Raw genomic sequence first — 11707 nt, 5'->3', positions numbered from 1 at the left:
GCCCAGGTCAGGAGCGCCCACCCGGAAGCACAGGTTCCAGGTCGTTCCACCGGGCGATCTCGCATCCGTTGGTCCGCCGGAACGCGGCGTCCACCCTGTGGCCTTGCCATGTTCCGGTGACGTGCGCGGTGGCCGGACCGCCGTCCTGCATGGTGCAGATCTGCCGCTTGGCCTGAGGCGCGAAGGGGTCTTTGCCCTGGTTCGCGAGGCCGTCGAGGCGGGCACAGGCCCGCTCCGCCTCGGGGTGGTTCCCGCCGACGGGGTTGCACTCGAGCAGGTACTCGCCGTCCGCCCGGGGGTTGCCGGTGGCGGACACGGCGATGGTGAGGTGGTCGGGCGCCGCGAGCAGCCGGCCCAGCGGCGGCAGCGGGGGCAGCGGCCCCCCGGCGGCCGTGGCCGCCGTGGCGGCCAGGGCGGAGGTGACGGCGAAGGCGGCGAGACGCAGCATGGGGCACTCCAGGTCGTCCGTACGTCGTACGCCTCACCAACGACGTGCGGCCGCCGACGTTGCGTGCGGGCGGTGGTGCACGGATGCGTGCATCCGTGCGGGCGGCGCGTGCCGGGTGCTTAAGGCTTTGCTCTGGTGGCGGCTGTCCTTGTACCGTGGGAGCGGATTGGTGAGCGGCCCTGTGGCTGTGTCATCATCTGCACGCACCCTCGTACGCGGGGGTGTGCTGGAGGCGTCGCCTAGTCCGGTCTATGGCGCCGCACTGCTAATGCGGTTTGGGTCTTAAAGCCCATCGAGGGTTCAAATCCCTCCGCCTCCGCACCTGCCGAAGCCCCGGTCCTGATGGACCGGGGCTTCGGTGCGTTCGGGTTGGGTGTGTCCGAGGGCTTGCGTCGGCGGCTTCCGGCCAGGACCGTCGGCGCCCCCAACCCCGCCCCGACATCTGCGCGAACCCTTCCGGATGATCTCCATCTGGAGCGTTTTCGCAGGTCAGAGGCGGTTTGGTTAACGGATTTCGCGTCCCGCCGAGGTCCATGTATTGTTGTTCTCGCAAGGCCAACGGGGCGCAAAACCCCGAGAAGCCCAAGCACTCGTAGCTTAACGGATAGAGCATCTGACTACGGATCAGAAGGTTGCAGGTTCGAATCCTGCCGAGTGCACGCAGATCAAAGGCCCCCTGGAGAATCTCCAGGGGGCCTTTGACATCAGCGGGTGACATCAACGTGTGAAGCGGGACCGATCAGGCAGCCGGGGACTCCTCCCGAGCGTCACCCTCCTCTTCGCCGGATTCGTCAACGCCGAGCGCGTCGTCCATTCGGTCGGCGGCGGCCCGTAGGGTCGTCTGCATGACGTGCGCGTAGGTGTCCAGCGTCATGGTGATCGTGCTGTGCCCGAGCGTCTCCATGATCGTGCGAGCATCCACGCCCTGCGCGAGCAGCAGTGAGGCGCACGTGTGGCGCAGGTCGTGCACACGGACCCGCCGGACCTTCGCGTTAGCGCACAAGATCGTGAGCATCCGATTCAGGCTGCGCGGGTCGGTGGCGCGGCCGGTCGCCGTCGTGAAGATCAGCCCGCTCGGCTGGTGGGCGAGCGGCTGCCACTTCTCGCCAGCCACCTTCCGGGCCGTTTCCTGCTGCTTCTGGTGGGCGAGCAGCGCGTCCACACACCGCTTGGGGAGAGACACGGTACGGATGGAGCGCGCCGTCTTCGGGGTGCCGAAGATCAGCTCTCGCCGGATTCGCTGGAGGTTGCGCCGGACCCTGAGCTGTCCGCCCACCAGGTCGACGTCCGACCAGGTGAGTCCCAGGACCTCCCCGCGCCGCAGCCCGGTCGAGATCAGCAGGAGCCACAGTGCGTACAGGCGGTGAGGCCTGGCGGTCTTCAAGAGCATCCGCACTTCTGCCGCATCCAGGGGGTGCACTTCGTCTCGCTTCACGGTGGGTGTCTCCACGATCCGGGCGACGTTGCGCGCCACGAGTTCTTCACGGACTGCCTGCTGGAGTGCCGAGCGGAGCACGGCGTGCACGTACTGGACCGTGCGAGCTGACGGCCGGCGTGCGCAGCACCGGCCCACCGCGCAGCAGGTTCGGTCCTCCTTGGCGCGCGCGGCATCGGCTCCGCGCATGCAGCAGAGGCACCCCGCCTTGAAGTCGGCGAGGAACCGGCGGACGTCGGTGGGCGACAGCCGGTTGAGCCGCTTCGTGCCGAGCGCGGGACGGATATAGAGGCGCGACAGCCCCTCGTAGCTGCTGAGCGTCGCGGGCTTGAGCCGGTTCGGAGCGATGGCGGCGAGCCAGTAAGTCAGGTACTCCCCGAAGGCCATGGATGACGTCGCGGCCGGGATGCCCTGACGTGTCTTGTCTTGCAGCTCGATGAGCTTGTCGCTCACCTCCTCGCGGGTCTTGCCGTAGACGAACTTCCGGACCCGAGTGCCGTCCGGCCGGTAGACGTAGGCGGCCGCCTGGTAGCGGCCGTCCTTGCGCTTCGTGATGGTGCCTTCCCCGTTGGCACGCCTCTTGGCCATCAGGCAGCCTCCTCAAGCTTGTTGTGGATGTAGGTCTGGAGAGAGACGAGGGGGATGCGCCGCGCGCGGCCCTCGGTGTAGCTGGGCAAGGCGCCCGAGCGCAGCAGGTCGTAGAGCTTGCTCCGGCTGAGTCGAAGGGCCTTCATGGCCTCGGGCACGGTGATGGCCTCATGGGTCGCGGGCAGCGTGAAGCTCAAAGCGGCCTCCATGTGGGGCGGGGCGTTCGGGCCCCTCTGGGAAGTCCGCTACATCCGCTATGCCGCTACATCGCAGGTCAACGGCATGTTTTGTGTAGCGGGGTGGTCCGATGTAGCGGCTACGTCGCGTTCTGGTCCCGCCCGGTGACTGGGGCGGGGGAAGCGGCGTAGCCGCTACATCGGGGGTGGTCCGCTACGCGTTCGTGGCCTCTGAGCTGGGCTGTAGCGGCAGGAGCGGATGTAGCGGACTTACGGACGGGGGCGGGCAGTAGCGCTGCCACGCGTCGTGCAGGTCTGCGCTGTAGTAGCCCTTGAGGACCCCGCCGGCTGTACGGATGTTGCGGGAGGTGATCGGCTCGTTGTCGGCCGTCATGTAGTCGGCGAGCATCCGGGCCAGACGGCGGGAGTCGAGCGGCTTGCCCTGGAGATCGGCCCACGGGGCGTCGTCCAGGGCGTTGAGACGGTCGGTGACGGCGATGGTGGGGAGCCGGTCCACACCGACCATGACGTGGTCACGCAGGTCGGTGAGGAGCCGGATGCCGAGTGAGCCCTTGTCGTCGGTCTGGGACGCCCTGACGAGCTGCACGCAGGCTTCTCGGGCGCGCTTGGGCCAGTCCCTGCCTGCCGCGTCCGCGATGGCGATCAGGGGCTCCCACACGTCGGCGGGCCGGTCGGTGACGCCCTCGGGCATCTCGGGCCAAGCCCCCTGCACCTTGCCGCGTACCTGCTCCGCCCATACGGCGAGTTGGTCGCGGAGCGCGTGTCCTTCCTTCTCGTGGAGCCGCTGGCGGAAGGGCTCCACGTGCTCGTTCCGGGCCCGGCGGCGCATGCGGATGATGACGGAGCGGGTGAGGATCGTGTCCGGCAGGGAGCCGAGTCCGGCGACGGCGACGGCGGTGTAGGAGGGGAAGGCCTGCACGGTCTGGTTGCCGCCGTCGCCGACGCACCGGTAGGTGACGCCGGAGCGTCGGTGGCCTGCGTTGAGGAATCCGCGCAGTTCCTCGTTGTCCCCGGCTTTGGGGCCGAAGACGGTGTCGATCTCGTCGAAGAGGATCGTGGGGCGTCCCTCGGGGCCGCTGACGGCCCGGAACAGCGCGGCGGCGCTGGCGTTGACGGCCACCATCGGCTGCGGCACGAGGGTCTCCACCAGCTCCAGCGCCCGCGACTTCCCGGACCCCGGTTCGGGGGACAGGAACGCAAGCCGCGGCGTGCTGTCGAACGCGTCGAGCAGGTGCGCGTGCGCGTCCCACAGGGCCACGGCGACGTAGGCGGCTTCGCGGGGGAAGACGTTGAACCGGCGGTGGAAGGCTTCCACCTCGTCGAGCAGGGCGGCGCCGTCGATGGGCTCGGGCATGGGTGTTTCCCTCCGGGCGGGAACGGACGGGGTGCGGGACGGGTCGGTCGGCCGCGGGTCAGGGCGAACAACAGAAGAGACGCCTTCGGCGACGCCCTCCGGGGCGCCCACCACCGGTTGCTGCTGCGGTTGCTCAGCGTCCTCGGCGGCTCGGTGGTCGAGAGGGCTCTTAGAGGCATCGGGGAGGCGGGCGTTCATGCCGCCCTCCGGCCGCTGGCGGGGTTGTTGGCGATCGACCAGTCCAGACCCCGGGCGATGACGTCGTCGTAGTAGCGCTCCGACTCGGTGGCGTTGCCCGCCACCGCGCTACTAAGAGCCTGCTCAACCTCCACGCGGGTCAGGTCGCCCGACGCGACGAACCGCCCCAGAGCCCTCGCGGCCCTGAGCAGTGTGTCGTTGCGGGTCCCGTCTCCTGCATGGGCGACGTTCCGCACTTCGTTGTCCAGGGCAGCTTTCGCGTACCGGGACCCCTTCACGGTCAGCGGCGCCGGCACGTCCCTGACGGGCTTGGGCCTGGCCGTGAGCGGGTCGGCGAGCCATCCGGGCAGTGGGATGGGGCTGATGCTGTCCAGCACCGTGTAGGCGCCGTCCGGGGTGCTGCTGCCGGGGGCGACGACGTATCCGCCCCAGCCCCGGGTGTCGATGTGCTTGCCGAGACGGCCAGCGGTGTTGCAGAGCCGGGCCCCGGCGGGTTGGGTGAAGTACAGGTGCATCCCGCCGCGCGCGGTCCGCACGCGGTAGGTGGTGGGGACGGCCTGTCCGGCGCGCTCGCAGAGCGCTTCAAAGGTGGTCACGCCGTCAGGCGTTCCTTCTTCGTCTGTCGGCTTGAGCATGTCGAGGTCGACGACGAGTAGCCCGGACGGGCCGGTCGCGATCCCGATGTTGTACGGAGCGTGGGTCCACGCGGCTGTGAGCAGGTCCGGGTCGGTGGTTGCGCGCTGTTCCGGGGTGCGGTGGCCGTTTGCGCACCGGCCGGTGCCGGGGCAGCGGGCCTGTGCGTGGCCGGCGGGTCGCTTGTCGCGGGGGCGGAGCGGGAAGACGTGCCAGCCACGTTCGGCTGCCGCGACGGCGTGGGCGAGGAGGTCCAAGCCCGGAAGGTCGATGCTGGGCAGGTCGCTCATGCCGCCGCCTCCAGGCGGGCGCGGGTGAGGAACTGGGTGCCGATCCACTGGCTGTAGGCCGGCGGGATGGCCTCGGTGAGCTCCTCGTGGACGTCGGTCCAGTCAATGCCCATGGCCGTCGACATCTCGGGGACGGTGGCTTTGCCGCCGCCCTTGCCGTATGCGGCGACGTACGGTCCGTCACGGTATTCGCCGTGGCGCCAGCCGCGTACGTAGCCGCGGTGGCGGACGTGCTTGGGCTTGGCGGTGCTCCAGCCGCCGAGTTCGAAGTTCCGGTGCCGCAGGACCCCGAGGCCGAACATCTCGCCGCACAGGCTGATGTCCTTGCGGACGGGGGCTTTGCCGTTGGGCTGCTCGATCACGTACGGCAGGCCCGTCGCGTCGAGCAGCACCCGCAGTTCGGGGATGAGCTGGACGTGTTCGCGGCCCCATCCCATGGCACGGTTGGTGCCGATGGTGAGGGCGCATCCGTCCTGGCAGGGCGGGGAGCCATGGATGAACGAGTACGCGGCGATCTCCCCGGACGCGATCAGTTCGGCGAGAACGGTGAGGGCGTCGCCCTGCCGGAGGGCGAACGGGTAGTTCGGACGGGGGCGGATGTCGACGCCGGTCACGGCGAACCCGGCGCGGTGGTAGCCCATCGCGGCGCCGCCTGCGCACCAGAACAGATCCAGTAAGGCGGGCCGTCGGCCCTCTCGCCGGACGTCGGTCGTGTGGGTCATGCTGGTCTCTCCAGTTCTACGCGTTCTGGATGAGAGCGGCCCCGGTCATTGGCGTGAGTGGGGGCCGCTCTCGGCATGTCGGACGGGTTATACGGAATCCCTGCCGCAGGTCGGGCAGGGAGGCTTGGGCACCCCCTGTTGGGGTGCGTGTGGAGGGGGTTTCGGGGCGTTGACCTGCGGAGCCTCCCTGCCTCCCTGACAGATCATTTATGCAGGTCAGGGCCAGGGAGGTGGGTCAGGGAGGGGTTCAGGGAGTTCTCCCTGCCTCCCTGACCGTGCGGGGTGCGGCTCCCTCTACTCGGCGGCGGAAGCGGAACCTTCGTCGGGGCGGTTGGTGACGGCGCGGGCGATGCGGTCGCGGCCGATGACCATGCGGCCGTCGGACTTGTACGGTTCGGCGCCGGTGCCGTCCAGGACGCGCTTGAGGTCGATGAACGACCAACCGCCGTAGGCGTCCTCGTTCAGGGTGGCCAGCCGCTTGAGAACGTCCTGCGTGAGGACGCGCGGTGCGTCGCCGAGCACGGACAGAATGTCCTCGAGCGGGTCGACGGCCGGCCCGTGGTCGATGGCGTGCGCAGTGGTGACCCCGTCGCGCAGGGCCTTCGCCCGCTCCGCGATCACGGCGGCGGTGTCCGTGTCGATGTAGTGCGTGCGGACCGTGATGGAGGCCTGCCCGGCCGGGATGGTGATGCCGTCGGAGGCGACGACGACAGTGCCCTTGTCGAGGCCCTGGCGGAGCAGGTGCGGGGCAGCGCCGCCGTCCACGGCCTTGTCACCCAGAGCCATGCGAGCCTGCGACTCGGTGCCGAGCGCGAGGGAGACCCGGGTGTGAGCGCCCTCGCGGACCAGCTTGGGCAGGTTCTGGTCGGTCGGGTCCTGCGTGCCCTCCCACAGGAGCACGTCCACGGCCCGGCCCTGGTTGTGAATCTTGCGCGCGGCCATGAAATACCGGGAGGTGGCCTTGGACCCGCCGTAGGGCCGCTTGTCGGCGCCGACGGCCGGGCACATGAACGCGACCTGCGCTTCGTCCACGATGCCGACCAGCGGCGGGAAGACCGTGCCGGGCGGGGCCTGGATGCGGCGTTCCATCTCCGCGACCAGGCCTTCGACCATCTCGGTCGCCTCGATGACGTGGTCGTCGGTCGGCCCCTGGATCAGGGTGGTGGCCAGGCCGTCGAACATGGCCCAGTCACCCACGCCCTTGAGGTCGGCGATCCGGAACTCAACCGTGCGGTCCAGAGCCAGCCACAGGGCCAGAGCACGCAGAGCAGCGGTCTTGCCCTGGTTGGACAGGCCCGTGATCAGCAGCATCCGCTGATACAGGCTGATCAGCGCTGCGTCGCCGCGCAGGTCCTGGCCCCACGGGGCCTTGCCCGTGCGGTAGTTCGCGGTCATCGTCTCGTCGGTGACCAGCGGGGACGGGCCGATCGGCTCGTCGAGCGCGCCGGAATCGGCGATCCACAGTCGTACCGTGCGGGCGGCGGTGGGGAGGGTGATGAACACTTCGTGTTCGTGGCGGGCGAGGTTCTCGGCGAGCTTTCGGCGCCGCCCCTGCACCTCGGCGGTCGACACGCCGGAGGGGAGGGTGACGTCGACTTCCACGCCGCATCCGGCGATCCGGATCGGGCCGAGCATTGCGGCGCCGGCGTCCCCCATCTCCTTGATGGCCTTCCGCAGGGGCGCGATGCCCAGGTCACGCAGGGCCGTGACCACGATCGACGGGGTGATCGGGGCGCCCGCGTCGTCGCGCTGGTTCGGCGGCATCGCCCACTGGGGGGCGGTCTGCCGCTGTCGGCCCACCTGCCACAGGGCGAGTAAGGCCAGCCACGGGCCGACCGTGACGGCCGGGCCCCACACGACGGTGGCGACGTAGACGATCCAGCGGATCGCCTCGATCGCCACGCTGATCGGGGCGATCACGTCGGTGATGTCCTTGTTGGCTATGGCCAGCACGATCCCCAGCGCGAGCAGTCCGCCCACCGTCAGGCCGGTCCCGTACAGGGCGCTCTTGACCATGTCCTGCGGGGCCTTGAGCAGATCCATGCGCCGGTGGTGGCGGGCGGCTTTGAAGCGGGAGAGGCGGTCTTCCCATTCCTTGGCCTCCTCGAACTGGCTGGCCGCCTCGGCAGCCCGCAGCATGCGTTCGTAGCGGGAGGCGGTCCGCCCGTCCCACGTGCGTTTGGCGACGATCCTGGTTCCGCCGGCCACGTACAGGCCGTGCCGGGCCACCAGCCGCACAGCGGTACGGGTTCGCTCGTCGGTGACCGCCGTGCGCATGGCACGTCCGGTGCGCTTCCACACCCGGGCCGGACGTACGACGTCCGGCACGGCCGGTGTGGCCGGTGCGGCGTGGGGGTCGGTGTAGATGCCGGTCTGGGGGTCTTTGAAGAGGGGGACGACGTTGTCGGTCATGCTGGACGTCCTGTCTGTGTGAACGGGCAGGGTGCAGACCCGGGGCGGCCTGATTCCTTGGCCGGGACGGCCGCCCCGGGGCACAGCTACTTCGTCTTGAGGTTCTTGGCCCTTGCCTTGCGGGCAGCCTTCTCGGCCTCCGCCGCGTCGGCGGCCTGCTGCGCTTCGCGTTCGCGGGCGCCGTCGATGATCCGATCGACCTTGCGTTCCAGGTCGCCGAGGTGAACGGTCTGACTGGCGATACCGCGCTTGGCCATCCGGGCAGTCAGCCACGCAATCTTGGCCACCTCACCAGCGGTGAACTTCGGGTCCTTCGCCATCACTGGACTCCTTCCGCGGGGCCGGGCTGTCCGGCTCCCCTCACCACCCGCCCTGGGGCGGGTGGATCGGGCAGCTGTCAGCGGCCGGGGCGCAGGACGAAACCGCACTTCGGGCACGTGCGGTTGGTCGGGTAGCGGACGATGGAGACGCGGCAGTTCGGGCAGTTGGCCCAGCCGTGCTTGGTCATCTGGATATGTCCTCTCGGGTGGGCGCGGGTCTGTCCCGGCTCCCCTCACCGCCCGCACGTCGTCGGGCGGATCGGGCAGCCGTCAGCGACGGCGCGAAAGCAGGATCCGGATGGCGAGTGCGGTCTCGACGGTCAGGAAGGCGGTCCAACCGATGTGGCGGCCGCAGGTGCGCTGCACCCACAGCAGGGCCATTCCCAGGGCGAGGCCGACCAGGGTGATGAGCAGGTAGCGGCTGACGGTCGTGAGCATGCGAGAACTCCTCAGAACGGAGTGAGGGGAAGGGGTCAGCCGCGACGGCGGCGGGCCTTGCGCACGTTCTTCACGGCCGCAGCGCCCTCGGGGCTGCCGACCGACTTCACGACGGTGTGGACGCCCCAGCCGAGCATCAGGGCGAGGAAGGCCAGAAACGCGAAGTTCGCGGCGATCGCCGTCAGGGCCGCTACCAGGAGCGGGCCGAAGTACACGCCGGCCGCGACCGCGCCGGCACCGACCCCAGAACCGAGCGCGATGCGCTGGACGGTGCGGTCGGGCGGTGCCTGGTGGATGTGCTGGTGGACGACCTGCGGCCCGGCGTACGTGGCGGGCAGGTTTTCGGCGTAGACGTGGGTCCCGTCCGGGAGTTGCACGACGGACGGTAGGACGGGTTCGGGCAGGTGGTTCACGGTCATCTCCCGTCAGGAGGCTTCGGGATAGGCGCAGGGGACGCACATGCCGAGCGAGACCGGGATGACGTATCCGGCATCGGTCCGGCATTCGGGGCAGGTGCGGCGGGCCGTGTTGGCCTTGGCGAGAGCGGCGGCCTTGGCCTCGGTCATCGGCCGGACCGGCAGGGCCCGGTCGACGCGGTACAGGAACGCGGTCAGCGGATCGCGCCGGTAGCGGGGGCGCAGTATCTGGCCGGCGATGTCCTGGCCACCGGGCCGCAGGCCCAGGGCCCGTAACTGGCGGCGGGTGGCCAGTCCTTCCGGGGCCAGGCGCCACGGGAAGGTGGGCAGGCCGTGGACACTTCCCGTCGGGTCGAAGCAGTCGGCGAACCTCAGACTCATCCGGCCACCACCACGGCAGCCGCGTCACGCTCGCGCTCGGCCTTCAACGTCTCCCGCACGACCCGGGCCTTGGCCGGGGACGTCCGCAGCGCCTTTCGGATCCCCTCACCGGTCAGCTTCTCGACCGGCCACGTCTCCGTCAGGCTCCGCGCCTCGTCCAGCAACTCGATGTCTGTGCGGACCGGTCGGGTCGATCGAGCAGCAGCCGGGACCCGACCGGTCGCCCGACGAGGACGCGTCGACTCGGCCGCCATAGAGAGCTGCGGACGGGCCGCGATCGGCTCGACCACCGGGTCAGGGGAAGAGTCCACCTCCGCCCCCGGGGCCGTCTCCTCGACCAGCGGTCCCCCCTGGTCAGACATAGACCCTTTTGAGATGATCTGAGCCGATTCCTGCACGTCCGGCTCGATCGCCGGTCGGTGGTGGAGGACCTTGGCAACGAGGTCGGAGCCGAAGTAGATCGACCCGACCGGAAGCGACGTCGCCAGCAGCACCAGCGCCCAGTTCGCCCAGTCGCCCGAGGCCAGTCGAGTCCAACCGATCGACTCGCTGTGCAGCTCCGGCAGCAGGCCATGGACGTAGTTCAGGACCAGCGAAGCGAGCGTGTATCCGGCGAGCACCCGCAGCGCGAACCGGCGGGCATCGCCAGTCAGCACGAGGGCGGCGACGAGGGCGAGAGCCATCAGTCCATCGACCACGAACGGGTACAGCGTCGCCGCTGTGCCGTCCGCGCCGATCGCCCGAGCCACGTCCCGCAGCGCGTTCCAGGAGACCCGGAACGCCATACCGACCACGACCACCAGGGCAACGACGAGGAGCCTCTTGGCTGTGCGGTTCACCGGTCGGCCTCCTCGTCGAGGTCGCCCGGCTCCCAGATCCAGGACTCGCCCATCCAGTCGTCCACCTCGTACTCGGCGGGCGGGGCGACCGGTGGCGGCGCGGGCGGCGAGGCGGGTCGAGGCAGCCTGAAGAGCTTCCGCAGGATCCTCATACCGCACCGTTTTCCAGCGGCCGGACCTTCACCGCGCCCAGGAGGAGCACCCGTACCGGGTGCGGGTGGTAGTCCGGGCCGGTGTCCTCCGTCCACTCCCACTCGGCGCCCTCGGCGAGAACGAACCCGAGGTACGCCAGAGCCGCCTGACGCTGGTAGAGGGTCGGGATCACGGTGGATGCCGGCCACGTGAAGGTGGGCCACTCGCTGACCAGACCGGTCATGGCCACGTACAACTGCCAGCACGGGCCGGCCGTCCGCTCCGGGGCGGTGGTGCCGCAGCAGCGCAGGGACAACTGCGCTCCGAAGATCTGCTTGCTCATGCCGCATCCCCCGAGACCGTCGATCCGGCGGTGTGGTTGGCCAGGTCCCGCCGGGCCGCCAGGACCCGGTTGCGGGCCCGGCGGATCCGGCGGGCGTCGACCTCGGTCGGGGTCCGGTCCAGCGTCATGATCTGCGCGTCGAGCAGGTCGCGTTCCGCCAGGATCAGCGGCAACTCCTGCTCGATCGCGTCCAGCTCCGCGTCCGACGGCTCCAGGCCGTCGGACCACGGAGTAACGAGGTTCTGAAGTGCAGCGATGGACTTCATGGGTCTTGCTCCTTCGAGAGAGGAACGGGGCCCGAACAGCAGCCCCCGGCGTTACCGCGCCGGGGGCTGCACTTCGTTTGGGGGTGGAGCGGTACGTGCTCGGCTCCCTGCGACCCCGCCCGTACGGCGCTGAAGCGCTGCACGGGCGGAGGAGGCAACCGGCCGCAGCGAACTGCGGCGAGTGCGGAACTGTGGTGTCTCTTTCGGGGACGCGGCTGCCGGTTCAAGGAACAGCTCGCTAGGGCCCCGTTGTAGGCAGAGACCTGACCTCTCGGTCTGCCATCCGGACTGACAA

The 11707-nt window shown here is 69.9% G+C and carries 15 protein-coding genes and 2 tRNA genes; 2 read left to right on the top strand and 15 right to left on the bottom strand.

Annotation, left to right across the window (positions count from 1 at the left end; translation table 11 throughout):
* Positions 1–7: 7 nt before the first annotated feature.
* Positions 8–448, bottom strand: a complete 441-nt coding sequence (locus AB0M76_RS00820) for an SSI family serine proteinase inhibitor (protein WP_365950861.1) — start codon at positions 446–448, stop codon at positions 8–10.
* Positions 449–676: 228 nt separating this feature from the next.
* Between AB0M76_RS00820 and AB0M76_RS00815 the strand changes: the two genes are divergently transcribed.
* A tRNA-Ser gene (locus AB0M76_RS00815) sits at positions 677–767 on the top strand.
* A 267-nt stretch (positions 768–1034) separates the two neighbouring features.
* Positions 1035–1107 (top strand) — tRNA-Arg (locus AB0M76_RS00810).
* 80 nt (positions 1108–1187) lie between these two features.
* On the opposite strand, the gene AB0M76_RS00805 is transcribed toward AB0M76_RS00810, so the two are convergent.
* From AB0M76_RS00805 to AB0M76_RS00740, 14 genes are all read right to left on the bottom strand, one after another.
* On the bottom strand, positions 1188–2471 hold the full coding sequence (locus tag AB0M76_RS00805; RefSeq protein WP_365950860.1) for a tyrosine-type recombinase/integrase: 1284 nt from the start codon (positions 2469–2471) through the stop codon (positions 1188–1190).
* Positions 2471–2668 (bottom strand): helix-turn-helix domain-containing protein, encoded by a 198-nt coding sequence (locus tag AB0M76_RS00800; RefSeq protein WP_031156236.1) that lies wholly within the window; start codon positions 2666–2668, stop codon positions 2471–2473. The genes AB0M76_RS00805 and AB0M76_RS00800 overlap by 1 nt, the downstream gene beginning before the upstream one ends.
* A 193-nt stretch (positions 2669–2861) precedes the next feature.
* Complete coding sequence (locus AB0M76_RS00795; protein WP_365950859.1) at positions 2862–4022, bottom strand: DUF3631 domain-containing protein; 1161 nt, start codon at positions 4020–4022, stop codon at positions 2862–2864.
* 194 nt (positions 4023–4216) lie between these two features.
* Positions 4217–5143: a bifunctional DNA primase/polymerase gene (locus AB0M76_RS00790; RefSeq protein ID WP_365950858.1), complete on the bottom strand. Its 927-nt coding sequence runs from the start codon at positions 5141–5143 to the stop codon at positions 4217–4219.
* Complete coding sequence (locus tag AB0M76_RS00785; RefSeq protein WP_365950857.1) at positions 5140–5865, bottom strand: DNA methylase; 726 nt, start codon at positions 5863–5865, stop codon at positions 5140–5142. The genes AB0M76_RS00790 and AB0M76_RS00785 overlap by 4 nt, the downstream gene beginning before the upstream one ends.
* Before the next feature lie 294 nt (positions 5866–6159).
* On the bottom strand, positions 6160–8277 hold the full coding sequence (locus AB0M76_RS00780; protein ID WP_365950856.1) for an ATP-binding protein: 2118 nt from the start codon (positions 8275–8277) through the stop codon (positions 6160–6162).
* A gap of 86 nt (positions 8278–8363) precedes the next feature.
* A complete protein-coding gene (locus AB0M76_RS00775; RefSeq protein WP_365950855.1) occupies positions 8364–8597 on the bottom strand; it encodes a DUF6257 family protein in 234 nt (77 codons plus the stop codon).
* Between the two features lie 270 nt (positions 8598–8867).
* Positions 8868–9035, bottom strand: coding sequence for a hypothetical protein (locus tag AB0M76_RS00770; protein ID WP_365950854.1), 168 nt, complete (start codon positions 9033–9035; stop codon positions 8868–8870).
* A 35-nt stretch (positions 9036–9070) separates the two neighbouring features.
* Positions 9071–9454: a DUF6251 family protein gene (locus AB0M76_RS00765; RefSeq protein ID WP_365950853.1), complete on the bottom strand. Its 384-nt coding sequence runs from the start codon at positions 9452–9454 to the stop codon at positions 9071–9073.
* Positions 9455–9460: 6 nt separating this feature from the next.
* Positions 9461–9832, bottom strand: coding sequence for an RRQRL motif-containing zinc-binding protein (locus AB0M76_RS00760; protein WP_365950852.1), 372 nt, complete (start codon positions 9830–9832; stop codon positions 9461–9463).
* Positions 9829–10671, bottom strand: a complete 843-nt coding sequence (locus AB0M76_RS00755) for a DUF2637 domain-containing protein (RefSeq protein ID WP_365950851.1) — start codon at positions 10669–10671, stop codon at positions 9829–9831. The genes AB0M76_RS00760 and AB0M76_RS00755 overlap by 4 nt, the downstream gene beginning before the upstream one ends.
* A complete protein-coding gene (locus AB0M76_RS00750) occupies positions 10668–10823 on the bottom strand; it encodes a hypothetical protein (protein WP_365950850.1) in 156 nt (51 codons plus the stop codon). Before AB0M76_RS00750 ends, AB0M76_RS00755 begins: the two co-directional genes overlap by 4 nt.
* Entirely contained in the window at positions 10820–11146 is a 327-nt protein-coding gene (locus AB0M76_RS00745; RefSeq protein WP_365950849.1) for a DUF6303 family protein, read from the bottom strand. Before AB0M76_RS00745 ends, AB0M76_RS00750 begins: the two co-directional genes overlap by 4 nt.
* Positions 11143–11412: a DUF6284 family protein gene (locus tag AB0M76_RS00740; RefSeq protein ID WP_365950848.1), complete on the bottom strand. Its 270-nt coding sequence runs from the start codon at positions 11410–11412 to the stop codon at positions 11143–11145. The genes AB0M76_RS00745 and AB0M76_RS00740 overlap by 4 nt, the downstream gene beginning before the upstream one ends.
* Between the last annotated feature and the right edge of the window lie 295 nt (positions 11413–11707).

The organism is Streptomyces sp. NPDC051364 (assembly GCF_040682115.1).
Lineage (GTDB): Bacteria > Actinomycetota > Actinomycetes > Streptomycetales > Streptomycetaceae > Streptomyces.
The sequence above is the reverse complement of the archived record's forward strand: the minus strand, read 5'-3'. Positions and strand labels throughout refer to the sequence as shown.

Coding starts and splice junctions, on each gene's coding strand:
- AB0M76_RS00820 (WP_365950861.1), bottom strand. CDS start 448: ATGCTGCGTCTCGCCGCCTTCGCCGTCACCTCCGCCCTGGCCGCCACG.
- AB0M76_RS00805 (WP_365950860.1), bottom strand. CDS start 2,471: ATGGCCAAGAGGCGTGCCAACGGGGAAGGCACCATCACGAAGCGCAAG.
- AB0M76_RS00795 (WP_365950859.1), bottom strand. CDS start 4,022: ATGCCCGAGCCCATCGACGGCGCCGCCCTGCTCGACGAGGTGGAAGCC.
- AB0M76_RS00790 (WP_365950858.1), bottom strand. CDS start 5,143: ATGAGCGACCTGCCCAGCATCGACCTTCCGGGCTTGGACCTCCTCGCC.
- AB0M76_RS00785 (WP_365950857.1), bottom strand. CDS start 5,865: ATGACCCACACGACCGACGTCCGGCGAGAGGGCCGACGGCCCGCCTTA.
- AB0M76_RS00780 (WP_365950856.1), bottom strand. CDS start 8,277: ATGACCGACAACGTCGTCCCCCTCTTCAAAGACCCCCAGACCGGCATC.
- AB0M76_RS00775 (WP_365950855.1), bottom strand. CDS start 8,597: ATGGCGAAGGACCCGAAGTTCACCGCTGGTGAGGTGGCCAAGATTGCG.
- AB0M76_RS00770 (WP_365950854.1), bottom strand. CDS start 9,035: ATGCTCACGACCGTCAGCCGCTACCTGCTCATCACCCTGGTCGGCCTC.
- AB0M76_RS00765 (WP_365950853.1), bottom strand. CDS start 9,454: ATGACCGTGAACCACCTGCCCGAACCCGTCCTACCGTCCGTCGTGCAA.
- AB0M76_RS00760 (WP_365950852.1), bottom strand. CDS start 9,832: ATGAGTCTGAGGTTCGCCGACTGCTTCGACCCGACGGGAAGTGTCCAC.
- AB0M76_RS00750 (WP_365950850.1), bottom strand. CDS start 10,823: ATGAGGATCCTGCGGAAGCTCTTCAGGCTGCCTCGACCCGCCTCGCCG.
- AB0M76_RS00745 (WP_365950849.1), bottom strand. CDS start 11,146: ATGAGCAAGCAGATCTTCGGAGCGCAGTTGTCCCTGCGCTGCTGCGGC.
- AB0M76_RS00740 (WP_365950848.1), bottom strand. CDS start 11,412: ATGAAGTCCATCGCTGCACTTCAGAACCTCGTTACTCCGTGGTCCGAC.